We start from the raw sequence: 22766 nt of genomic DNA on the forward strand, positions 1-22766 counted from the left end.
CGCCGGTCAACTCCCCGTGGGAGAGACGGGCTCGGCCACGCCCTCGGGCACCCGGGCGTCCGGCGCCGGGGCGGTGACCGGCGCGGACGCGCCCGTGCCGGTGCCAACTGAAGGGGCGGCGGACTGCGGCAGGGTGAGAGTGAGCGCGGTGGCGGTCGCGGCGGTCCACGCGGACCGTTCACCGGCGTACGCCTCGCCGAAGGCGGAGCCGTCCCGTGTGGTGCCCTCGGGCATCGTGGCGGGGACGTCGACGCCGGCGGGGCTCTCGACGGTGACGGTGTCGCCGATCCGGTAGGCGGTGACCTGACCGGCGTTCACCGCGCTCCGCCATGAGGCGCGCCGCTTCAGCTCGTTGCCGATGTCCTTCATTCTCAGGTTGACCAGCGGTGTGTTCTGCGCGAACAGCGTGCCGTAGGTGTCGAGGACGCCGTCCAGGACCGGGTAGGCGATGCGGTCCTCGGCCAGGTTGGACTGGTGGATGAAGTGCGGCTTGGGGTCGTTGCCCAGGACGTGGCCGAGGGCGATCTGCCGTTCCAGGGGCACGATGTGCCGGTCGTAGCCCGTCGCGGTGTCGAGCGGCTCGGGCAGGCAGGTCGTGGTGTCCGGGTTGTCCTCGCAGATGCCGCTGCCGCCCTGGGCGCGGCTGGTGTAGATCCAGTTGTACTCGTCGACCTGCTCGGCGGCGCGGCCCGCGTTGTAGAAGACGTTCATCGGATAGCGCGGGATGGTGGTGGCGGGGCCGACCTGCCGCTGGTCGGGTTCGCGGGAGTTGTCCGAGGCGAGCCAGGAGACGCCGGTGTCGGCGAGGGCGAGCGCCAGGTTGGGATTGTCCGTGGGCTGCTGCGGCAGCACCCGGAGCCCGGAGTGCTCGCCGGTCACCAACTCGTCCTCGTCCAGCGGGAGTCCGGCCGACCGGCCCCAGGCGCTGTTGTGGGCGATCTCGTCGGCGACGTCGGTGCGGCTGACCCACTTGGTGCTGCCGTCGGCGTTGGTGGCGCACCGCCAGGGCACCACGGAGGTGTCCTGTTCGCAGCCGAGGAAGGCGTGCGTGTAGGTGTGGTTGATCCAGCGGAACTCGGCCCGCTCGGCGAGGAACCGGTCGGCGAGCGGGTCGGCGCCGTTGTTGTCCTCGCGGTGGTCGACGCTGCCGGCGGCGTTGTAGGCGAGGTCGAGGGTGAAGCCGCGCTCGCGCTGCCAGGTGACGGCGTGGTCGACGTCGGCGGCCGTCATCCTGATGGGGTCGGGTGTGGCGTTCGGGTCCGTGCAGTCCACGTCGCCGGGAGTGCAGTTGAGCGTGGAGTTCCAGCGGTCGTCGGCCGCGAGGACGTCGTCGACGTGGACGGCGAAGTAGTTGCGGGAGGCGCCCAGATGGACCCCGCCGGTCATCCACTCGACGATGCCGCGGGCCAGCAGCCGGAACTGCTGCTGGTACTGGTTGTAGACGAAGGTGACGACGAGTTCACGCCGCCCGTCGTGCCGGTACTCCCCCACCAGCGAGCCCTGCTTGGCGGTGCCCGGGATCGGCGCCTGCACGTACGGGGTGAAGTCGGCACCGGCCATCGGGGTCGACAGATAGGCGTAACTCTCGCCCACGGTCGGCGAGTTGTCCTCGAAGGGCACCGGCCCGTCGAGGTAGCCGAAGGCGCCCGCCCGCCCGGCGTCGGTCACCTGGGCCCGCACGCCGTCGACGCTGCCCGAGTACCCGCCGTACACCGGGTACTGCAGCCCGGTCTCGGGGCGGGCGTAGGTGTAGGCGTCGACCTGCGGGATGTCGTAGGTCTGCTCGTACGCCGCCAGGGCGGCCATCTCCGGCGAGTTCGCCGGGAACGGGTTGTCGTTGGGCAGCACGACGGCCTGGAACCTGGCGCGGTCCCGGCCGTCCACGGTGTCCGCGAGGTAGCCGGCGTCGATCACCGGGCGGTCCGGCCGCGTGAGGTCGATCTCCGTGTACGGCGTTCCCGCGGTGTCCAGTTCGGCGGCGATGGCGTCGGTGGCCGGGCCGCCGTCGCTGACGACGAGCACCCGCAGATCGATCCGGGGCGGCGGCGGGTCCGCCGCGTGTGCGGCCGGTGCGCCGAGCGCCGCTATGAGCGCGCCCGTCGTGAGCAAGGTGGTGCCTAAGGTCCGCTTCATGCGGTGCTGTCCCCTCCCAGGGCAGGGGTGAGTACGGCTCCGCTGAGCGGACGCACCCCCGCGCGTGACGCCGGCTTCCCCCTCGGCCACCGGTCGTCGACCCATCCGTCGCGTCAAATAGTGATGTATCTGTGGAGCTTTCGTGCTCTTGCTGCGGAACCTGACGGAAAAACGCAGGTGCGCGACGCGGGGACGCTTGGCCCAGACCGCGTGGTCGACCGGGGATCACGGCCGCCCGCGGGTCCGGCGCAGGCCTCTGCCGTGCAGGTCGGAGCGGGAGTCACCGCATCCGCGGACGGACCGGGGTCGCCGACGTGGGCGCCACTGGTGTGGACCGGTGTGCCGGTCGGCCCCGGGCCGGTTTCAGGTCATCGGCATCACTCGCGGGCTGCCGGGCAGGTGAGACGTTGTCCTGCTCAGTGGTCGACGCCTCAGGGGGAGCCTTCGTGTCCGCAATCGGAAGTGACGCCGCCGCACCGGAGAGCCAGGACGACACCCCGCTGCGGCGGGCCATCGGGCCCAAGCTCCTGGTCCTGTTCGTGATCGGGGACATCCTCGGCACCGGGATCTACGCCACCACCGGGCAGGTCGCCGGCAAGGTCGGCGGTGCGCTGTGGCTGCCGTTCGTCATCGGCTTCGTCGTGGCCATCCTGACGGCGGCCTCGTACGTGGAACTCGTCGGCAAGTACCCGAAGGCGGCGGGCGCCGCGCTCTACACCCAGAAGGCCTTCCAGGTCCCGTTCCTCACCTTCATCGTGGCCTTCATGGTCATGTGCTCGGGCCTGTCCTCGGCGAGCGCGGCCGCCCGTGCCTTCAGCGGCGACTACCTCGCCGAGTTCACCGACTTCTTCCCGCCCACCCTCATCGCCGTCCTGTTCATCCTCGCCCTGGCGGCCCTGAACCTGCGGGGCGTGTCGGAGTCCGTGAAGACCAACGTGGTCCTCACCGTGGTGGAGCTGACGGGCCTTGTCATCATCCTCACGATCGGCGCCTGGGCGGTCCTGTCCGGCGACGGCGAACCCTCACGGCTCGGCGAGTTCCAGGCGGAAGGCACCGGTTTCGCGCTGATGACCAGCGTGCTGGGGGCGACGGCGCTCGGCTTCTTCGCGTTCGTGGGCTTCGAGGACTCCGTCAACATGGCCGAGGAGACCAAGGATCCGGTCCGTACGTTCCCGCGCGCCATCTTCACCGGTGTACTCGTCACCGGGACCATCTACATCCTGGTCGCCCTGGTCTCCTCGCTCCTCGTCGACTACCGCGTGCTGGAGGACTCCAGCGGGCCGCTGCTGGAGGTCGTCAAGGCCGGCGGGCTCGACTTCCCGCCCAAGCTGTTCGCGCTGATCGCCCTCTTCGCGGTCACCAACTCGGCTCTGATCAACATCATGATGGCCTCGCGCCTGTGCTACGGCATGGCGAACGAACGCATCCTGCCGCGCGCCCTCGGCCGGGTCCTGCCCCGCCGCCGTACGCCTGTCGTCGGCATCGTCTTCGTCTCCCTCCTCGCCGTCGGCCTGGTCTCCACCGGGGAGATCGAGGGCCTCGGGGACACCACGGCCTTCCTGCTCCTGTGCGTCTTCGCCGTCGTCAACGTCGCCGTCCTCGTCCTGCGCCGGGACCGGGTCGAGCACCGGCACTTCCGTACGCCGACCGTCCTGCCGGTCCTCGGCGCGCTCACCGCGCTGATCCTGGCGAGCCCGCTGTCCGACCGGCCCGCGAACGTCTACATCCGGGCGGGCGTACTGCTGGCGATCGGCATCGGGTTGTGGGTGCTGAACAAGCTGGTGCTGCGGGTGCGCGGCGAGGAATGACGCAACCCTGACGCCCCGGACCCCACGGACCCCGGCGCCCGGTCAGCCCGCCGTCCAGGGCCTGAGCTTCGTCCAGGGCCTGAGCTTCTCGGGGTTGAGCACGGCCCAGATCCGCTGGACCCGGTCGCCGGCGAAGTCGAACGCCAGCACCGACACGGCGACGCCGTCGAGCTGGGCCACCAGGCCGGGCTGGCCGTTGACGGTGCACTCCCGGATCACCACGTCGGGCACGGCCGTGGCCCGTTCCGCGAAGAACCGTGCGACCTGCTCGGCCCCCTCGACCGGACGCAGCGCCGCCGGGACGACACCGCCGCCGTCGCCGGTCGCCGTGGCGTCCGGGGCCAGCAGGCCGACGAGCGCGTCGATGTCCCGCGCCTCCCACGCCTGCTTGAACGACTTGACGACGTCGGCACGCCGGGCTGCCGCCGCCGGGGCCACGGCGGGCTGCGCCGCACGGATGCGCCGCCGCGCCGACGACGCCAGCTGACGGCACGCCGCCGGCGTACGGCCGACGATCTCGGCCACTTCGGCGAACGAGTAGCGGAAGACGTCGTGCAGGACGAACGCGACCCGCTCGGCCGGTGTCATCGATTCGAGCACGACGAGAAAGGCCATGTTGACCGACTCGTCGAGGGTGACGCGATCAGCGGGATCGACGGGCGCGCCGCCCGACCGCCCGCCGACCCACTGCGTACCGTTCGGCAGCGGCTCCGGGATCCACTCACCCACGTACCGTTCGCGTCTGGCCCGCGCCGAGCCGAGCAGGTCGAGGCAGAGCCGACTGGTGACGGTCGTCAGCCAGCCGCCTGGGGACTCGATGCCCTCCCGCTGCTGTGGGGACATGGCGTACCAGCGGGCGTAGGCCTCCTGCACGACGTCCTCGGCCTCGGCCAGTGAGCCGAGCAGCCGGTAGGCGACATTGATCAGCTGCCGCCGCTCGCGCATGATCACGCTCAGGTCGGGGTCGGGTCCGCCGTCGTGCGGCGCAGATGGGCTGGTCATGGACGGTCGGCTCCCTCGGTCACATCGTCTCTCCCCCTTACGACGGGACAGCCCACCGAGATGTGAGGTGCGGTCTCGCCTGACGTTCCGAGGGGCTGTGTCGTCGTACCTCCGAGACCGACACCATCCCGCGGGCGGCGACCGCCCGCATCTTCCTGGAGCGATCAGGCATGACCACCACGACCCAACTCGGCGCACTGACCGGCGACTACGACCTCGACCCCGCCCGCACACGCATCGGCTTCACCGCCCGGGCGGCGATGATCTCCAAGGTGCGCGGGCGGTTCGACGCGTTCGAGGGCGCCGCCCACCTGGACGGCGACGTCCCGTCGAGGTCCACCGTCCGGCTCACGATCCGGTCCACGAGCGTCCAGACCCGCAACCGCAAGCGCGACGACCACCTGCGCGGCCAGGACTTCCTGGCCGCGGCCGACCACCCGACGATCACCTTCGCCTCGACCCATGTGAGGCAGGTCGAGGGGACCGCCTTCGAGGTCACCGGCGACCTGACGGTCCGCGGCACGACCAGGCCGGTCACCGTGGCCTTCCACCTGGCCGACACCGACCACGGCCCCCAGGCCACCGGTCGCGTCCGCTTCACCGGTACGGCGGCCATCAGCCGCAGGGACTGGGGCGTGAGCGGGGCCGCGGGCCTGGTCGGCGACAAGGTGACGCTGACGTTCGACGTCACCGCGGTCCGGCGGACGTGACGCGTCGGTCCGGCACACCGTCACCCGCGCGTGGGCGGCCTACTCGGCCTCGATCTGATGGTCCGCCCAGACATAGCTCGCGGGCAGCAACTCGGTGACGAGGACGCTCCGGACGCGGTCGTCTTCGCCGACGATGACCTTGAGGCCGGGGAAGTAGTCGAGGAGGACCTGGCGGCACCGGCCGCACGGGGGAACGACGCCTCGGTCGCGGTCGCCCACGGCGACGATGGTCTCCAGTTCGTAGACGCCCTGGGCTGCCGCCGCACCGACGAGGACCAGCTCGGCGCACGGGCCTCCGGTGAAGTGGTAGGCGTTCACCGCGGTGACGATCCGCCCGTCCCGGGCGCGGCCCGCGGCTGCCATGGTGTGGTTGTCGCCCCGGCAACGCGTGCGCGCGACGTGGGCCGCGGCCTGGATCAGCTCGTGGTCGACGTCCTGGATCTGCGTGGTCATCTTCTCTGCCTTCGGTCGTCCGATCAGGCCCATCATCGGCGCGCGTCCCCCGAATCACCCAACGGGCAGTGTGAGGGCCGAGTGAGCCGGTCTGCCCTCCGTGGCGGGAGGTGCGCTGCTGCCGGCGAGTCCGCGCAGCATGTCGTTGCGCCGCTCCAGGCCCCGAGCCGTGGTGGGGAACAGCGTGGCATCGCCCTCGCCGATCTGGTCCTGGTTCAGTCTCACGAACTCACGGGTGCCGTGTTCGTAGGCGGCGAAGCCCACGGTGACGTCCCGGTCGGCCAGGGAAGCGGCGAGCATGTACGCGCCGACGAGCGCGAGGCTGGTGCCCTGTCCGGTGAGGAAGGAGGGCGCGTACGCCGCGTCGCCCACCAGCGCGACCCTGCCGCTGGACCAGCGAGGCATACGGATCTGGCTGACCACGTCGACGAACAGGTCGTCCGCTTCGCGCATCGCGGCGATCATGCCCGGGACCTCCCATCCCGCGTCGGCGAACATCGCGGCGACCACGTCCCGTTGGGCCTGGGGGTCACGGAACGCGCCGAACGAGAGCGGAGGTTCCGGACGGGCGAAGTTCAGCAAGGCGTGCACCTCGTCGCCGTCCCCCACCGCGTACAGGGCCGCGGCCCTGCCCGGGGTGTTCCACATCATGACCTCGTGGGAGAGCCCGAAGGTGTTGCGCATGGTGAACCCTGCGAAGCAGTACCCGAGATAGCGGTGGAACTGCTCCTCGGGGCCGAACACCGCCTCCCGGGTGCGTGAGTGCAGTCCGTCCGCGCCGACCACCATGTCGAACGTACGCCTGTCTCCCCCGCGGAAGGTGACGTCGACCCCGTGGCCGGACTGGTCGAGGGTGTCGATGGAGTCGTCGAAGAGGAACTCCACGTCGTCACGGACCGCCGCGTACAGCGCCTCGGTCAGATCCCCGCGCCGCACCTCCAGGTCCCGCCCCGCGACACTGCCGGCGACGGCGTGCGGGTCGACCGAGGCCACCTCGCCGCCGTCCCCGTCGAGGAAGGTCAGCCGACGCAGGTCGATGTGCGCGTCCCGCAGCCGCGGCAGGATCCCCATCCTGCGGACGACCTCCAGCGCGGTGCCGCGTACGTCGATGGGGTAGCCGCTGCTGCGTACGGCGCTCGCCCTCTCCACCACCGTGACCGCGTATCCGTGGCGGTTCAGCCAGAAGGCGAGGGCGAGACCCGCGATGCCGGCGCCCGATATCAGGACCTCGCGCCTGCGGGGCCCGGTACGGACATCCGTCAACGGATCGGTGCGGGTCATTCCTTGACTCCTTTGCTCATGGTGCGGACGGCGAGCAGGGACAGCGCCGTGACGGCGCCGGCGATGACGAAGCCGGTGACGAAGGCCGATTCGACCGGGTCCTCCGCCCCGGGGTGGGTTCCGGCGGCGAGGAAGGCACCGCTGACCTGTGCACCGGAGGCGAAACCGATCACGCGGGTCACCAGGACCAGGCTGGTGGCGGTGCCGGTGTCGCCGTGATCGACGGAGGTGGCGGCCTTGACGACCAGCGCCGTGATGCAGACACCGCTGGCGAGGGCGACCACCGCCTTGCCGACGACGAGGTGCCAGACCTCGCTGTGCAGGACGGCCATGGCGAGCAGCGTGGCCGTCATGACGCCGATTCCGGCGGTGACCACGGCAGTCGAGCCGAAACGCCGCGCCGCGGCCCCGCCGAGCGGCCCGCTGATCGCCCCCGCGACGGCCCCGGGCAAGAGGTACCGGCCGATGTCGCTGGAACTGGCGTCGAAGCCGTACCCGTCGGCGGACACCGCGAACAGTTGCGGAACGAGGAACATCGACACCGCCGTACCCACGCACACGGCGAAGGTGATCGCATAGGAGCTCCATATCGCCGGCCTCGCCACCAGACGCAGATCGACCATCGGCGAGGGCGACCGTCGTTCGACGGAGATCCATCCGGTCACGAGGAGAGCCAGGAGCACGACGAGGGCGACGAGTACGAGGGGCCGGCGGCCGAGTTCGGGCGCCATCGAGAGCCCGAGCATGAGCGTCAGCAGGATGCCGCTCAGGAGAGCCAGGCCGGGCCGGTCGATCCTGGCGTCCGACCGGGTCGGAGGATCGTCCGGCATCAGCGCGTGGACGAACAGGGTCGCCACGACGATCCCGATCGTGGGTATCGCGAACATCCAGTGCCGGGACAGCCCTTCGGCGATGGGCCCGGCCATCAGCGTGCCCAGCATGCCGCCACCCACGAACAGCCCGCTGACCACCCCGATGGCCACCTGGGCCTCGCCCGTGGGCAGATGCCTGCGTACGAGGATGAACGACAGGGGCATCGCCCCCACCATCGCGCCTTCCAGTACCTGACCGAGCAGCAGTACCGGAAGGTTCGGTGCCAGCGAGGACACCAGACCGCCGGCCGAGACCACCACCATCAGCCGGAGCATGACCCGTTTCCCGCCGTGGCGGTCACCGAAGTTGCCCGCGACGGGCGTGACGAGTGCGCCGGTGATGAGCAGCGTGATGCTGAGCAACGCCCCTTGGGCGGGGCTGATCGATAACTCGCGTTGGAGCAGCGGGAGCGTCGGTGTCACCACCGACTCCAGGGCACCCGTGGCGACTGCCAGCATGCCGAGAGCCCCGACGGCGGCCTTCCCGACGCGGACCGGGGGAGCCAGGGTCGTGGTCATGAACGTCCTTTCCTTCGGTGCCGGATGAATCCGAGCCGGATGAATCCAACAACTACACTACACCGTGCAGTGTAGTGAAGTTAGGATACGGCCATGCCGACCACGAAGACCCTGCGCGAGGGCTCCACGCACAAGCGCGCCGCCATCCTCACCGCGGCCCGGGAACTGTTCCTCGCCGACGGCTTCGACCGGACCAGCGTCGACGCGGTCGCCGCCCGTGCCGCCGTGTCCAAGCGGACGGTCTACGACTACTTCGGCGACAAGCGGACGCTGCTCCAGGCCGTGGTCGACGGCGTCGGCCAGTCACTGATCACCACGATCCGGCGCATCCTCGACGACACGCTCACCGAGCCCACCGAAGCCGCCGACCTGGAGGACGTCCTGGTGACGTTCTCCATGCGCATCGCGACCGACATGCTCGGCTCCGCGGAGTACGCCACGCTGCAACGGCTGGTCCGCGCGCAGGCGGGCCTCGGCGAAGGCGGCGAGAACTCCATGGCGGACACCCCGGACGAGGCACTCGCCGAGCGGTTCGCCGCCTTCGCCGAGGCCGGACTCCTCGACGTCCCTGACGCCCGGCTCGCGGCCGACCAGTTCATCGCGCTGACCTTCAACGTCGCGCTCAACAGGTTCGGTTCCGCGAACGCCGCGGAGGACCCCCGTGTCCGGCCCCTCCTCGTCGAGGGGGTGCGGACCTTCCTCCGGGCTTACCGGGCCGAGTAGGGCCGGGGGTGGGTCAGAACCAGCCGGTGCATTCGATGCCGCCGCCCGGGCCGTTGGTGCCGCAGGCCCGCATCACCAGGCCGGCGTCGTTCCACTGGGTGGTGTAGGCGTCGTTGCCCGAGGTGATGGTGGTGAAGCCGAGCATCGGGGCCCAGGTCGCGCCGCCGTCGGCGCTGCGGTCGACCCAGATCTCGTCGCCGACCGTGCCGCCGATGATGCGGCCCCAGGCGCACTGGGTGGTGCTGTTGTAGCGGAGCTCCACCGTGCGGCCGAAGACGGTGGTCGACTTGGCCGTCCAGGCGCCCGCGGAGTCGGGTTGCGTTCCGTCGCCGCAGGACGTGTTGTTCTCCGCCCCCGCCAATGTGCCGCCGATCTGCGGATAGTTGCCGCACGACGGCACGCCCCCGAGGATGGCCGGGCCCTGGACGAAGAGGTTGCTGATCCAGCTGTCGTAGTCCGGCAGGTACGACCAGACGTTGTTCACCATGCCGTCGACCGTGGCCCGCTCCCCCACCCGCTGGCACAGCACCCGCACCTTGACGGAAATGCCGTTGCCGTTGGTGAAGTTGATGCGGCTGCCCGTGTTGGAGTCCTGCCGCAGGTTGGGCTGGCCCCAGGTCTTCTGGTAGGAGCCGTGGCCGTCCCAGGACCACACCCCGGGCGTGGCGTCGGCGTGCGGGCGGAAGGCGCCCTGGTAGCGCTCCCAGCGGGCACTGATGGAGTTGACCTGTATCTTCATGCCCGACTCGGGCGCCTCGACCATCATGCCGTTGCCGAGGTAGAGCGCGACGTGCGTCGGGCCGAAGCCCTCACGGCCGAAGTACATGATGTCGCCGGGCAACAGGACGCCCGACCCCTGCGACTTCATGAACTTCGTGTGCGCGTACCCCGGCGCCGCGAAGGTCGCCTGTGTCGTGCGCTCGGTGATGAGGTCCCGGCCGGTCGCCTTGTACCAGGCCCAGCGCACCAGACCGATGCAGTCGAAGCTCCAGTACGTAGGGTCCGCGGCCGATTGGATGGCGTTGAGGGGGGTCGAGCGGTCGACCGTGCCCTGACTCGGCCCGGGCACTCCCTGTGCGTGACCGCCACCCCAGGCGTACGGCTCACCGACGTACCGGCACGCGACCTCGACGGCCGCCTCCGCAGCGGCGCTCGCACCGGACTGGAGCGGCGCGCACCCCGCGGCGGCGGCCGCCGGAGCGGCCGAGACGGCCGGCAGACCGAGACTCACCACCGTCACGAGCGCGGCCACGAGCAGCCGCACCCGACGCACCCACGACCGCCCTCCCCGCCCTGTCCGCTCTCTCCGCATTTTGTCGATCACAGCACACCCCCTGGTCTCGATGGTCTCCCCGCGAACGTACGGACTCCCGCCGCCCACCGGTCCCTGTCATCTGTCAGGAGCCCCTGCGCCGAGAGTGATCCCTCACGCATCCCCGCGCAGACCATGGACCCGCCGCCTCACCAGGGGCGATCGTGAACGGCATGAACGATCACCGCATGGCATCCGCCGACCCGGCCGCCGCCCACCCGGGACCGGACCCGGGGTCCGGTGAGGTCCGTCGTTTCTGGGGGCGGCTGGGTCTTCCCGGGCTGGTCGACGTGCACACGCACTTCATGCCCGAGCGTGTGCTGCGCAAGGTCTGGGCCTACTTCGATGCGCTCGGGCCGCTGACCGGTGGGCTGGAGTGGCCGATCACCTACCGCGCCGAGGAGGAGGAACGCACCGCGCTGCTCCGGGAGTTCGGCGTACGGGCCTTCACCTCGATGCTCTATCCGCACAAGCCCGGCATGGCGCCCTGGCTGAACGGCTGGGCCGCCGACTTCGCCCGCCGCACCCCGGACTGCCTGCACACCGCCACCCTCTACCCGGAGCCGGGCGTCGAGGCGTACGTCCAGGAGGCCGTCGAAGCCGGCGCGCGCGTCTTCAAGGCGCATGTGCAGGTGGGGGCGTACGACCCGGCCGACGAACTCCTCGACGGGGCCTGGGGGTTGCTGGCGGCGGCCGGGATTCCCGTGGTGATCCACTGCGGCTCCGGGCCCGCGCCCGGCAAGCACACCGGCCCCGAGCCGATCGCGCACGTGCTCGCGCGGCATCCCCGCCTGAGACTGGTCGTCGCGCATCTCGGCATGCCCGAGTACGAGGAGTTCCTCACCCTCGCCGAGCGGTACGAGGAGGTGCGACTGGACACGACGATGGCGTTCACGGACTTCACCGAGGACTTCATGCCGTTCCCGCACAGGGCCCTGCCCCGGCTGGCCGACCTCGGCGACCGCGTCCTGCTCGGCTCCGACTTCCCCAACATCCCCTATCCGTACGTCCATCAGCTCCAGGCCCTGGAACGCCTGGGGCTCGGCGAGGAGTGGCTGCGGGCGGTGTGCCACGACAACGCCGTAGAACTGTTCGGGCTCAGCCGGGGGCGGTGATCACGCCGGTCCCGGCGCGGGAGACGGCGTGCGTGTCACGGAAACCCTCGTGAGAATCCGATGTCCGTGCGGTGCAGGGGGTTTCGGTGTGGGTATCAGCTTCGGATCCGGCGGTGCCGGTTCGGGCGGATGCGACGGGGGCGGAGCGAGTGGCGAGAGAGGCATGGAGCGGCAGCGCCGGGATAGAGGCGGCGGACGCGGTGTTCGAGTTGATGAGGCGACTCATCGACAACTTCCGGGACAACCCGCCGGTGACGCCGCTGGTGGTCCTCCAGGCGGGCGAGGAGGACGCGACCGGCACCCTGGACCGGCGTGTCGCGCAGGTCGTGGAGTTCGTCCGGCAGGGCCATCAGCCGCGGGGGCTGATCGCCAAGCGGCTGGACGGCGGGGGCGGCGCGGACGCGTACTCCTCGGCGATCGACATGGTGCGCCAGCTGTGCGAGCACCCTTGGGACAACCAGAGCCAGTCGCAGTACAAGGCGTTCGCCTTTCCGCGTTCGCGACTGCTGCGGGCCATCGAGCAGGCCGCGCCGGAGGTCGGCGGGGACGTGGGCACGGTGTGGTCGGCCGCCCAGCGTCGCGAACGGCTGATGCGGCGGCTGGCCGAGCTGCGCTGGCGGCCGGAGCGCGATCCGGACGGCGTCGACGAGGAAAGGCGGGTCTCGGCGCTGTCGGACACCGTCGGTGCGGTGGTGAACCCGTCGGGTTTCGTGGGCGCGATGTTCATCGCCTGCCTGAGCGTGCTGCTGGGCGAGGGCGGGTGGCAGACGGCCGTGTGGGGCGGCGCCCTGGCGCTGGCGGCGTTCGGTGTGGTGCACCTGCTGGCGCGCAGCGCGCCGCCGCTGCTGTGGCTGCGCCGGGCCAGCCGGTGGTTCGCGACCACCACGTTCCTGGCGCCTTCGAGTGACCGGCCGGAGGCCGCCGAATGGTCGAGATGGCGGCCGACGAAGTCGTGGGAGACGATCCGCGGCCGTGCCTTCGCCGTCGCCCAGCAGGTGGTGGCGGCCCGGGCCGGTGATGTGACGGCACGTCAGTTCCATTTGGAGCTACGCGTGCTGGCGTTGCTGGAGGACCTCCGCGAGAACTTCCGGCCGCGGACGCTCGACCTGCGCCGTCGCAAGCGCACGGTGCCGCCGGTGGTGTATCTGCCGTGTGCCACCGAGGACGACGGCGGGCTGCTGTTGCTGCGGGCGATCAGCAATGTGCGCACCCGCCGCAGCGAGGTGGACCCGCTGCTGGTGCTGGCCGCGATCCCGGCCGCCGAGCGCCTGCGGCCGCCGGGCTCCGAGGACCCGGGGCGGCTCGCCGCAGCGCGGCCCGACGGGCCCGAGCCGGACGATCCGGAGCGTGCCTTCGCGGCGGACGCCCGGTACCAGGAGTGGGTGACCGGCCTCAACGTCGGGCAGTCCCCCGGGCGCTCGGCCGCGCTGCCGTGGATCCTGTGGATACCGCTGTCCGCCGAGGAGCTGCGCCGCAGGCACTCTGCACAGCACTCCACCACCCGGATCCGCCGCACCGCAGCCTGGCTGCTGTGGTCCCGGCCCTGCCTCGCGGTGGTCCTCGCCATCGCCCTGGGCCTGGGCTTCCTGGGCAACCGGTGGATGGCCCAGCGCTACTGCCAGGGCCGGCTGGTCGGCTCCAACACGGACTCCGTTCTGGTCGGCGGCGAGTGCGTGGGCGTCGCGACCGGGGACGTTCGGCTGGCCGCGGGCAACGGGCTGGAACTGTACGGGGCCGGCAAGGGCGTCACCTTCGACGCAGTCGAGCGGGCGATCAGGGCCGAGAACGCGGACATCGGCCCCGAGGACAAGTACGTGACGATCGTCTACGCCGGCCCGGTCACGGCGGCGGACGAGTCCGACACCCGCAAGGGCCTGGAGGAGATCACGGGCGTCTACCTCTACCAGCACTACGCCAACGTCAGCACCCATCAGCCGACGAAGATAAGGGTGCTGCTCGCCAACGCCGGCCAGAACATGCTCCAGGTGCTGCCCATGGCACGGCACATAGCGGACCTGGCCCGGCGCGACCGGTCGGTCGTCGGTGTCGTCGGTCTGGGGCGTGACACCACGGAGAGCGACGACGCGGTGGCGATCCTCAAGGGCGCGGGCCTGCCCGTGGTGAGCACCACCAACTCCGGCAGCCATCTGGCGCGGGAGCTGTCGAACTGGTTCGGTCTGGCCGCCACCGACGAGGAGGAGGCGAACGCGCTGCTGGTCGTCGCCCGGCAGCTCGCCCGGCGCGAGGACGGGGCCCGGGCCGTGGTGCTGGCCCGCAAGGTCGGCAGCGAGAAGGACTTCTACACGACCGAGCAGGCCAGAGTGGGCAAGCAGATGCTGGACCGGGCCGGTTTCGAGCCGCTGCCCTCCCACTCCTACCGGCTGAGCCCCAACGGCGAACCCGAACTGACCGACCCGGTCGAGGACATCTGCGCGAGCGACCCGGTCCCCAGGGCCCTGTACTTCGCGGGCCGGGTGGAGGACGTGCCCAACCTGATGTCCCAACTGGGCTCCACTCCCGGCTGCTCCGGCCGGCCCATCACCGTGTTCACCGGCGACGACCTGGCCAAGAGCAACTACGACGAGGGCGAGAGCCTGCGCATCCCTTCGGAGGTCACCCTCTACCACTTCGCGCTGGCACCGATGGACCTCGTCGGCGCGGCCGGCTTCTACGAGGACGCCCACGACGTGCTCGCCGACCTGCTCCCCGCCGGCACCGCGGCGACGGCGCTCGCCGATCCCGCACAGCCCTGGGACGACGCCCTGTTCTCCAGCGGTCAGTCGGTACTGGCCTACAGCGCCACCGCGGTCCTCTACCGGGCCTCGAAGAACGGCGACGCCCCGCAGACCGCCCCGGAGACCTGGGCGGACCTGCGCTGGCGGCCCAATCCGAACCTGCCGGTCGGCACGGTCAGTTTCGCCGGCAGCCAGCCCTACGCCGACCAGCGGGGCCACGGCTACAAGATCGTGCGGGTGACCTACCGCGGCCACAAGGTGCGGTCGGTCACCGTGTGCGGTCGGCCGGCCGGCAGTGACGAGCCGCTCTCCGCGCCGCCGGGCCGCGAGGGCGCCGACGAGGACACGGTGTGCCGCGAAGAGTGACCACGCCGTCCCGGGCCGCCGGTAGCGTGAGCCGGCGGAGCACCCGCACGAACACCACTTGGGAACGGATCCTCATCCATCATGCGCAACTGGATCACGCGCGCTGAGACCAGCGCCGACATCCCCGCCGTCCGTGACATCGTCCTGTCCGCGTTCGAGACCCCCTTGGAGGCCGACCTCGTCGACGCGCTGCGTGCCGACCCCTGCTGGATCGAGGGCCTGTCCCTCGTGTCCACGGACGAGAACGACCACCCCGTCGGATACGCCCTGCTGACCCGCTGCCACATCGGCGACACCCCGGCCCTGTGTCTGGCCCCGTGCGCCGTGCGGCCCGAGTGGCAGAACAGCGGGGCCGGCTCGGCGGCCATCCGCGCCGCTCTCGCGGCCGCCGAGGAGATGGGCGAGCACTACGTCGTCGTCCTGGGGCATCCGGCCTACTACCCGAGGTTCGGCTTCACCCGCGCCTCCACGCACGGCATCGGCCTGACCATCGACGTACCCGACGAGGCCCTGATGGCCCTCACCCTGGACGCCGGACACCCGCTGCCCAGCGGGACCGTCCGCTACGCCGCACCGTTCGGCATCTGACCCGGCCGGACGCGGGGCGCGCCACCGCGCCTTCGGGCCGGCCGGCCGTCACTCAGCAGGTCGTGAGGACCAGGGCGGCGTTCTGCCCTCCGAAGCCGTAGGAGGTGCTGATGGCGGCTGTGGCGTGCGTGGTGCGCGGGGCCTTGGCGACGACGTCGAGGTCGATGTCGAGGGCGGTGTCCTCGTGGTTGGCCGTCGGCGGGATCAGTCCGTGCTGGAGGGTCAGGACGGTGACGGCCGCCTCGATGGCGCCGGCGGCACCGATCGCGTGGCCGATCGCCCCCTTGAGGGATGTGACGGGTGGCGGCGCGGCGAACACGGTGTTGAGCGCGCGGGCTTCAGCGAGGTCGTTGAGACTAGTGGCGGTGCCGTGGGCGTTGACGTGTCCGATGTCGGCGGGTTCCAGGGCGGCGTCGGCGAGTGCGGCGAGCAGCGCCTCGGCGGCGCCCCGGCCCTGCGGATGGGGGGCGGCGTAGTGGTGGGCGTCGCAGGTGGCGGCGTATCCGGCCAGGTGGGCGCGTGGCCGCAGGCTGCGGGCGCGGGCGTGGTCGGAGCGTTCGAGGACGAGGACGGCCGCGCCCTCGGACAGGACGAAGCCGTCCCGGGCGGAGTCGAAGGGACGGCTGGCCCGGGCCGGGTCGTCGGTGCGCTGGGAGAGGGCGCCCATCCGGTGGAAGCAGGCGGCGGGGATGGGGTGGCGTACGGACTCCGCGCCGCCCGCGAGCACGATGTCGCACGTCCCGGCGCGCAGCAGGTCACGGGCGACGCCGATCGCGGTGGCTCCGGACGCGCAGGCGGTGGACACGGTGAAGTTCGGTCCGCGGGCGCCGGTGTCGAGGCCGATCTCGGCGGCGGACATGTTCGGCACGCTGCGCGGGATGGCCAGCGGGGAGATGTCCAGGGGCCGGTCGTCGGCGAGTTTGGCGAACTCGCGGCCGTAGCGTTCCATGCTGGCGGTGCCCGAACCGATCACGACGCCGACGCGGAGCGGCTCCCAGTCCCGTGGGTCCAGGCGGGCGTCGGCGAGGGCCTCGCGGGCGGCGAGGAGGCCCATGGCCGTGAACCGGTCAAGCCGCCAGGCGGACGACCCGACCAGCCGGCGGGCGTCGAAGTCGGGTACCTGGCAGGAGATGTCGACGGGCAGCCCGGCCAGCTGTTCGTCACGGCGTGCGGTCGAGGTGCCCTTCAGGAGGGTCTGCCAGGTGCTGTCCGCGTCGAGGCCGGCCGGGCTGACGATGCCCAGGCCGGTGATCGCGACACGGGTCATGCGGTGTTGTCCGTGGCGGCCAAGGCCGGGCCGACCGGTGCGGTGTCGGCCTGGGCGGTGGTGGCCTGCGCGGCGTCCAGCAGGGTGACCAGTTGACCGACCGTCTTCGGCAGTTCGGTGTCGTTGAGTGTGATGCCGGTGCTCTCCTGGACCGCCAGGCCCATCTCCAGCAGGGCCAGCGAGTCGAGGCCGAGGTCGTCGAAGGTCCGTTCGGGGGTGATGTCGGCGGCGTCGATCGGGAAGGTCTCCGTGAGCACCTGGGTGATGGTGTCCAGGGTCGTCGCCATGCGTGCCTCCAGAACTGTGGGCGGGTCAGCGATGTGGATGGGTCAGTCGGAAAGGGGCGTCCCCGCTTCCGGCAGGGGTCCCGGTCGGGTGTGCGCCGGTGGCAGGGGCGCGGTGCCTGGGGCGAGCCAGCGGGCGGCGGCCGCGGCGGTCAGCAGCACGACGGCCGCCGCGGTCGTCGCGGTGAGCGTCATGGCGTCGATGAACGCGTCACGAGCTGCCGAGAGCACGGCCATGCGCTCGGCCGGCGGCAGGAGGCCGACCTGGTCCGGTACGGAGAGCAGGCTGTGGCGTGCGGCGTCCGCCACCTCGGGCACGGTGGCCGTCACGGCGGGTGCCTCGACGAACCGGGCGGTGAACACGGCCGTCAGGAGGGAGCCCTGCACGGCCACGCCGAGAGCGGAACCGACCTGCCGTGTCGCGTCGTTGATGGCGGAGCCCAGGCCGGCCTGCTCGGTCGGCACCGACTCCATCACCGATTCGGTGCCCGCCGCCGCCACGAGCCCGGCTCCCACGCCCGCGATCGTCTGGAACAGCGCGCAGTGCCCGTAGCCGGACTGAGCCGTGGTGGTGGCCCAGACGCAGAGCGCGACGGAGACCACGAGCAGCCCGCTCACCACGGTGGCCCTGATCCCCAGTCGGCGCTGGACGGCGACGGCGGCCGCCGCGCCCACGGCCAGCCCGGCCGGCAACGGCAGGGTGCGCACCCCCGCCTCGACCGGGCTGTAGCCGAGGACGCCCTGCAAGTACAGGGTGAGGACGAACAGGGCGCCGAACAGGGCGAAGGACATCAGCGCCAGGGCCGCGGCGGCGACTCCGATGCCGGGCCTGGCCAGCAGGCGCAACGGCAGCATCGGCGCCCGCACATGCCGTTCCCAGGCGAGGAACGCGGCCAGGATCAATCCGGCGAGCGCGAACCCCGTGACGACCTGTGCGCTGGTCCAGCCTTTGTGCGGGCCTTCGATGATCGCCCAGACCAGGGCCAGCAGCCCGGCGGTGGACAGCAGCGCCCCGACGGCGTCGAAGGCGGCCGACCGTGGTGCGCGCGACTCGGGGACCAACAGGCAGGACGCCGTGATGATCAGCACGGTCAGCGGCAGGTTGATCCAGAACGCGGCCCGCCACGAGGCGTGCTCGACCAGCCAGCCGCCGATCACCGGACCGCTCAGCCCGCCGAGCCCTCCGACCGCCGCCCACACGGCGATGGCGCGGCGCCGCAACTCGGGCTCGGGGAACATGTGGTGCAGGGTCCCCAGGGTGGCCGGCATCAGCAGCGCCGCCCCGGCTCCCATGCCGCACCGCGAGGCGATCACCTGCCAGGGCTCGCCGGCCAGCGCCCCGCCGACCGAGGACGCGCCGCACACGGCCACCCCGAGGACGAAGCAGCGCCGGCGGCCCCACCGGTCGGTCACCGCTCCGACGGCCAGGACGCTGCCGCCCAGCATCAGCGCGTAGCCGTCGACGATCCACTGCACCTGTGCCGTGGTCGCGTCCAGGGCCTCACGCAGCTGCGGCACGGCCACGTTGAGGACGGTCAGGTCCATGCCGAGCATGAACAGCCCGAGGCACACCACCCCCGCCGCCCAACCCCGTCGGACACCGGTGTCCGCCTGTCGAGGGGGGTGCGCCGTCATACGGCGGGCACCGCCTCGTGGGCCACCGCGCCGAGGTCGGCCGCCACCTGCCGTACCAGGGCCTCCGTCTGCCCGTGCATGTACATGTGGCCGCCGTCGAACAGCCGGGGCCGGGCCGCCGTGCTGAACAGCTCGTTCCATTCGAGCAGTTGCCGCTCGCTGGTGGTCGGGTCCTGCGTGCCTCCGTACAGCGCCAGCGGCACCTCCAGGGGAGGCTCGTCGCGGTGGCGGTGGTGCAACAGCAGCAGGCAGTCGGCCAGCAGCGGCGTGCACGCGACCGCCATCAACACCGGGTCCTTCAGGAGCCGTTGCGGGATCGGCCCGCCCACCAGCTGGGCCACGCCCTCCAGTCCTCCCATCAGCAGCGGCAGTAGGCCCCTCGCATACGCGCCGTCCTGCGGTCCGCGCAGCGACGACACGCCCATCCACAGCGGGAGACGGCCGCCCGAGGCCCGCAGGGTCCGTACCGCCTCGAAGGCCACGAGGGCGCCCACGCTGTGCCCGAACAGGGCGAACGGCCGCGGATCGGCGTCGTCATCCACGATCCGGGCGACCAGCGCGGCCACGGCGGCCGTGTCCGTGAGCGACGGCTCCTCCGTACGGCTGCCCCGGCCCGGCAGGCTCACCGAGCACATCTCCGCCCACGCCGGTACCAGACCCGCCCACGGTGCGAAGAACCCGGCTCCGGCGCCGGCCGGCGGCAGGCAGTACAACCGCACCGCCGCCTCGGGGCGCTCCTGCAGTACAACCCGCGTCAGTCCGCCAGTCACGCAAACCGCCCACATCCGCTCGCCGTACACGCGTGGTCTCCAGGCAGCCCCCGGCGCCGCGGCTGGGGGTCGGGAGTCGGGGTTCATCGTTTCGCCTGCCGACCGCTGACAGGAGATCAGCACGCCGCAGGCCGACCGACATTCACCGAAATGAGGCATCAACGGGCGTCAAGGCGGTGCGACGGCCCGCTCCTGACAAGCTGTCAACCAGCCCCGCTGATGCTCGATCGTGCTCGTAACTGCTTTCTATCGAGCACATATTGACATGCACTCGTGAAGCCCGCAGAGTCATGCCCCGACAGACCCCACGTCCCGACAGTGCACCGGCAGTGATGCAAGCCACCTCACGAGGAGTGTTGTCGTCATGTCCGAAACCCCCGCTGTCTCACGCCGACTGCTCCTGGGCGGAGCCGTCGCCACCGGCGCGCTCGCGGCCGGGATGACCGCCGCGGCACCGGCCGCGTCCGCCGCTACCGGACCGGCGCCCGCCCGGCGTCCCGGGCAGAAGTCGATGATCGGCGTGCCGTTCGAGGTCCACAGAACCGTCCGCGTCGGCGTCATCGGCCTGGGCAACCGTGGCGGCGGCATGATCACGGGATGGGCGGCCGTACCGGGCTGCACCGTGACCGCCGTCTGCGACATCCGGGCCGACCGCGCGCGAAGCGCCGCCGACCGGCTGGAGAACAAGGGCGAGCCCCGCCCCGCCGAGTACGGCGGGTCAGCCGACTCCTACGCCCGGATGCTCAGGCGCGACGACATCGACCTGGTGTACGTCGCCACGCCCTGGGAGTTCCACCACGAGCACGGCAGGGCGGCGCTGCTCAGCGGCAGACACGCCGTGGTGGAGCTGCCCGTGGCCACCGAACTGCGCCAGCTCTGGGACCTCGTCGACACCTCCGAGCGCACCCGCAGGCACCTGCTCCTCTCCGAGAACTGCAGCTACGGCGGCAACGAGCTGGCCATGCTGCGGATGGCGCACGCCGGCGTGTTCGGGGACATCACCGACGGGCACGGCGGCTACTGCCACGACCTGCGGGAACTCCTCTTCTCCGACACGTACTACACGGATTCCTGGCGGCGGCTGTGGCACACCCGCAGCACCGCGTCCCTGTACCCCATGCACGGGCTGGCCCCGATCGCGGCGGCCATGGACATCAACCGCGGCGACCGGATGACGACCCTGCGCGCCACCGCGACCGCGCCGAAGGGCCTGGCCGACTACCGCGAGCGCTTCATGCCCCGGGACCATCCGTCCTGGAAGGAGACGTACATCAACGGCGACCTGGTCACCTGCCTCATCGAGACGGAGCGGGGCCGGGTCATCCGGGCCGAGCACGAGGTGAGTTCGCCCCGCCCGTACAGCAGGATCAACACCCTCGCCGGCAGCCGCGGGATCGTCGAGGACTACGCCGGGCCCTCCCCGACCGGCGCACGCGTCTATCTGGAACCGGACCACGCCGGCCACACCTGGCGCGACTTCGCCGACTACCGCAAGGAGTACGACCACTGGCTGTGGCGGAAGGTCGGCGACGACGCGGCGAACAACGGCGGGCACGGCGGCATGGACTACGTCCTGCAGTGGCGCACCGTCCAGCTGATGCGCGCCGGACTGGTCCCCGACATCGACGTGTACGACTCGGCCGCCTGGTGCGCGGCGGTCCCGCTGAGCGCCGCGTCGCTGGCGAGGGACGGCCGCCCGGTCGAGATCCCCGATTTCACCCGCGGGGCCTGGGCCGGCAAACGTCCCGGGCTCGACTCCAGCCACACGGACATGCCGCCCGTCGGCTGAGGGGCACCGCGCAGAAGCGGGCCGGGGGATTGTGGCGGTCCAGCCGGGGCATCCGGATGGCCTGGAGGTCTCGATGGACACGGGTGTGTCGGCACGGACCGGACGTCTTCGGGCGCGGCGGGTGGCGCGGGGTTCGGTCGTCGAGGGTGCCGCCCGGGCCGGTCTCTCGGCCCGGGGTGTGATCTATCTGCTGGTCGGCGCCTTGGCGCTGCAGGTCGCCTTCGGCGACACGGGCGAGCAGGCCGACCGCGACGGGGCGCTGGCTGAACTGGCGCGGCAGCCGTTCGGCGCGGTGCTGCTGTGGGCACTGGGCGTCGGGCTTGTCGGCATGGCCCTGTGGCGGCTGTCCGAGGCGGTCTTCGGCTCGGTCGGGCAGGACGGCCGCAGTGCGCGCAAGCGGCTGGGGGCGGCGGTCCGGTTCGTGTTCTACGTCGTCGTCGCCTTCTCCGTGCTGTCGTTCGCGGCGAGCCAGGACGGCGGCGGTGGGTCCAGCGACCAGCGTTCCCGGGACGCCACCGCCGGGGCGCTGGAGGTCCCCGCCGGCCAGTGGCTGGTCGGCGCGGCGGGGATCGCCGTCATCGTGACCGGCGGCTGGATCGCCGTACGGGCGGTTCTGCGCAAGTACCACGACGAGCTGCGGCTCGGGCGGATGAGCCGCCGGACCCGGCGGCTGGTGGACGTCACCGGCGTGGTCGGCGGCGCCGCCCGCGGGCTGGTGTTCGCCGTGGCCGGAGTCTTCGCCGTCCGCGCGGCCGTCGACTACGAACCCGAACGGGCCAAGGGACTGGACGACACTCTCCGTACCTTCGCCGACACGCCTCTGGGCCCCTGGCTGCTGGCCTGCGTCGCGGCCGGGCTGGTGCTGTTCGGGGTGTTCTCCTTCGCCATGGCCCGCTGGCGGCGCGTCTGAGTCGCGCCTGGTGGGGAACACGAAGCGGATGAGCGATTCCGAGATTCCGCATGGCGACGGCCGGGCGCATGGTGACGGCCGGGCCGTGGACGTGTACCTGGACCTCCTGCGCATCCGGATGGACACGGAGGACTACCGCCTCCTGCTGCGCGCGGTGGAACCGGTCCTGAAGGCGATCGAAGAGGAACGCCTCTCCAGTCACGACCTCGCGCTCGACACGGGGGCCGCCGACGAGCTGCCCCAGGAGGTCCGTGACGAGGCCGCCCTCGTCATCGCCACCGCCGTCACCGGCCGCCTGGACAACGAAGTGATCGAGATCGACGTCGAGGAGACCGGTCCGGTCAGGATCGTCACCGACGCCACCACCGCCTCCGACCCCGCCCGGCTCGGCGAGATCGCCGACTACATCAGAGAACGGCACCGGCAGACCGAGGAACTCCGGGGCATCGCCGAGGTGAGCGGACTGCCCACCGACTTCTGACCGCCGAAGCCCC

The 22766-nt window shown here is 71.6% G+C and carries 19 protein-coding genes; 9 read left to right on the plus strand and 10 right to left on the minus strand.

What is annotated here, in order from left to right:
* Positions 1–6: 6 nt before the first annotated feature.
* Complete coding sequence (locus L0P92_RS05700; RefSeq protein ID WP_234761405.1) at positions 7–2133, minus strand: hypothetical protein; 2127 nt, start codon at positions 2131–2133, stop codon at positions 7–9.
* Between the two features lie 446 nt (positions 2134–2579).
* Between L0P92_RS05700 and L0P92_RS05705 the strand changes: the two genes are divergently transcribed.
* A complete protein-coding gene (locus L0P92_RS05705; RefSeq protein WP_372497206.1) occupies positions 2580–3941 on the plus strand; it encodes an APC family permease in 1362 nt (453 codons plus the stop codon).
* A 42-nt stretch (positions 3942–3983) separates the two neighbouring features.
* On the opposite strand, the gene sigJ is transcribed toward L0P92_RS05705, so the two are convergent.
* Positions 3984–4943, minus strand: coding sequence for an RNA polymerase sigma factor SigJ (sigJ, locus tag L0P92_RS05710; RefSeq protein ID WP_234761406.1), 960 nt, complete (start codon positions 4941–4943; stop codon positions 3984–3986).
* A 170-nt stretch (positions 4944–5113) separates the two neighbouring features.
* On the opposite strand from sigJ, the gene L0P92_RS05715 reads away from it, so the two are divergent.
* Positions 5114–5653, plus strand: a complete 540-nt coding sequence (locus tag L0P92_RS05715; RefSeq protein WP_234761407.1) for a YceI family protein — start codon at positions 5114–5116, stop codon at positions 5651–5653.
* Between the two features lie 39 nt (positions 5654–5692).
* On the opposite strand, the gene L0P92_RS05720 is transcribed toward L0P92_RS05715, so the two are convergent.
* From L0P92_RS05720 to L0P92_RS05730, 3 genes are read right to left on the minus strand one after another with little or no spacing between them, the layout of a single operon-like run.
* The gene (locus L0P92_RS05720; protein ID WP_234761408.1) at positions 5693–6106 is read right to left on the minus strand and encodes a cytidine deaminase family protein; all 414 of its coding nucleotides are present in this window, start codon (positions 6104–6106) and stop codon (positions 5693–5695) included.
* Between the two features lie 54 nt (positions 6107–6160).
* Positions 6161–7387 (minus strand): FAD-dependent monooxygenase, encoded by a 1227-nt coding sequence (locus L0P92_RS05725; protein ID WP_234761409.1) that lies wholly within the window; start codon positions 7385–7387, stop codon positions 6161–6163.
* The gene (locus tag L0P92_RS05730; protein WP_234761410.1) at positions 7384–8778 is read right to left on the minus strand and encodes an MFS transporter; all 1395 of its coding nucleotides are present in this window, start codon (positions 8776–8778) and stop codon (positions 7384–7386) included. Before L0P92_RS05730 ends, L0P92_RS05725 begins: the two co-directional genes overlap by 4 nt.
* A 93-nt stretch (positions 8779–8871) precedes the next feature.
* Between L0P92_RS05730 and L0P92_RS05735 the strand changes: the two genes are divergently transcribed.
* Positions 8872–9501: a TetR/AcrR family transcriptional regulator gene (locus L0P92_RS05735; protein WP_234761411.1), complete on the plus strand. Its 630-nt coding sequence runs from the start codon at positions 8872–8874 to the stop codon at positions 9499–9501.
* A gap of 13 nt (positions 9502–9514) precedes the next feature.
* On the opposite strand, the gene L0P92_RS05740 is transcribed toward L0P92_RS05735, so the two are convergent.
* On the minus strand, positions 9515–10765 hold the full coding sequence (locus L0P92_RS05740) for an NlpC/P60 family protein (RefSeq protein WP_234761412.1): 1251 nt from the start codon (positions 10763–10765) through the stop codon (positions 9515–9517).
* Positions 10766–11001: 236 nt separating this feature from the next.
* Here L0P92_RS05740 and L0P92_RS05745 point away from each other — a divergent pair, with 236 nt between their 5' ends.
* From L0P92_RS05745 to L0P92_RS05755, 3 genes are all read left to right on the plus strand, one after another.
* Positions 11002–11928 (plus strand): amidohydrolase family protein, encoded by a 927-nt coding sequence (locus L0P92_RS05745; RefSeq protein WP_234761445.1) that lies wholly within the window; start codon positions 11002–11004, stop codon positions 11926–11928.
* Positions 11929–12077: 149 nt separating this feature from the next.
* Positions 12078–15029 carry a type 1 periplasmic-binding domain-containing protein gene (locus L0P92_RS05750; protein WP_234761413.1) on the plus strand — a complete coding sequence of 984 codons (2952 nt, stop codon included), beginning with the start codon at positions 12078–12080 and terminating at the stop codon, positions 15027–15029.
* Positions 15030–15110: 81 nt separating this feature from the next.
* Complete coding sequence (locus tag L0P92_RS05755) at positions 15111–15617, plus strand: GNAT family N-acetyltransferase (RefSeq protein WP_234761414.1); 507 nt, start codon at positions 15111–15113, stop codon at positions 15615–15617.
* Positions 15618–15669: 52 nt separating this feature from the next.
* Here L0P92_RS05755 and L0P92_RS05760 read toward each other — a convergent pair whose 3' ends face one another.
* Genes L0P92_RS05760 through L0P92_RS05775 form a run of 4 tightly spaced genes read right to left on the minus strand, consistent with a single transcriptional unit; the run spans position 15670 to position 19573 of the window.
* Complete coding sequence (locus tag L0P92_RS05760) at positions 15670–16884, minus strand: beta-ketoacyl-[acyl-carrier-protein] synthase family protein (RefSeq protein ID WP_234761415.1); 1215 nt, start codon at positions 16882–16884, stop codon at positions 15670–15672.
* The gene (locus L0P92_RS05765) at positions 16881–17171 is read right to left on the minus strand and encodes an acyl carrier protein (RefSeq protein ID WP_234761416.1); all 291 of its coding nucleotides are present in this window, start codon (positions 17169–17171) and stop codon (positions 16881–16883) included. Before L0P92_RS05765 ends, L0P92_RS05760 begins: the two co-directional genes overlap by 4 nt.
* A gap of 42 nt (positions 17172–17213) precedes the next feature.
* The gene (locus L0P92_RS05770; RefSeq protein ID WP_234761417.1) at positions 17214–18803 is read right to left on the minus strand and encodes an MFS transporter; all 1590 of its coding nucleotides are present in this window, start codon (positions 18801–18803) and stop codon (positions 17214–17216) included.
* A complete protein-coding gene (locus tag L0P92_RS05775) occupies positions 18800–19573 on the minus strand; it encodes a thioesterase II family protein (RefSeq protein ID WP_234761418.1) in 774 nt (257 codons plus the stop codon). Before L0P92_RS05775 ends, L0P92_RS05770 begins: the two co-directional genes overlap by 4 nt.
* Positions 19574–19937: 364 nt before the next feature.
* Here L0P92_RS05775 and L0P92_RS05780 point away from each other — a divergent pair, with 364 nt between their 5' ends.
* The 3 genes from L0P92_RS05780 to L0P92_RS05790 all read left to right on the plus strand — a co-directional run bounded on the left by L0P92_RS05780 (position 19938) and on the right by L0P92_RS05790 (position 22753).
* Positions 19938–21362 carry a Gfo/Idh/MocA family protein gene (locus L0P92_RS05780; protein ID WP_234761419.1) on the plus strand — a complete coding sequence of 475 codons (1425 nt, stop codon included), beginning with the start codon at positions 19938–19940 and terminating at the stop codon, positions 21360–21362.
* A gap of 73 nt (positions 21363–21435) precedes the next feature.
* On the plus strand, positions 21436–22272 hold the full coding sequence (locus L0P92_RS05785) for a DUF1206 domain-containing protein (protein WP_234761420.1): 837 nt from the start codon (positions 21436–21438) through the stop codon (positions 22270–22272).
* A gap of 28 nt (positions 22273–22300) precedes the next feature.
* A complete protein-coding gene (locus L0P92_RS05790) occupies positions 22301–22753 on the plus strand; it encodes a hypothetical protein (protein ID WP_234761421.1) in 453 nt (150 codons plus the stop codon).
* The last annotated feature ends 13 nt before the right edge of the window (positions 22754–22766 follow it).

Origin of the sequence: Streptomyces muensis (genome assembly GCF_021474425.1) — a bacterium.
Classification (GTDB): domain Bacteria; phylum Actinomycetota; class Actinomycetes; order Streptomycetales; family Streptomycetaceae; genus Streptomyces; species Streptomyces muensis.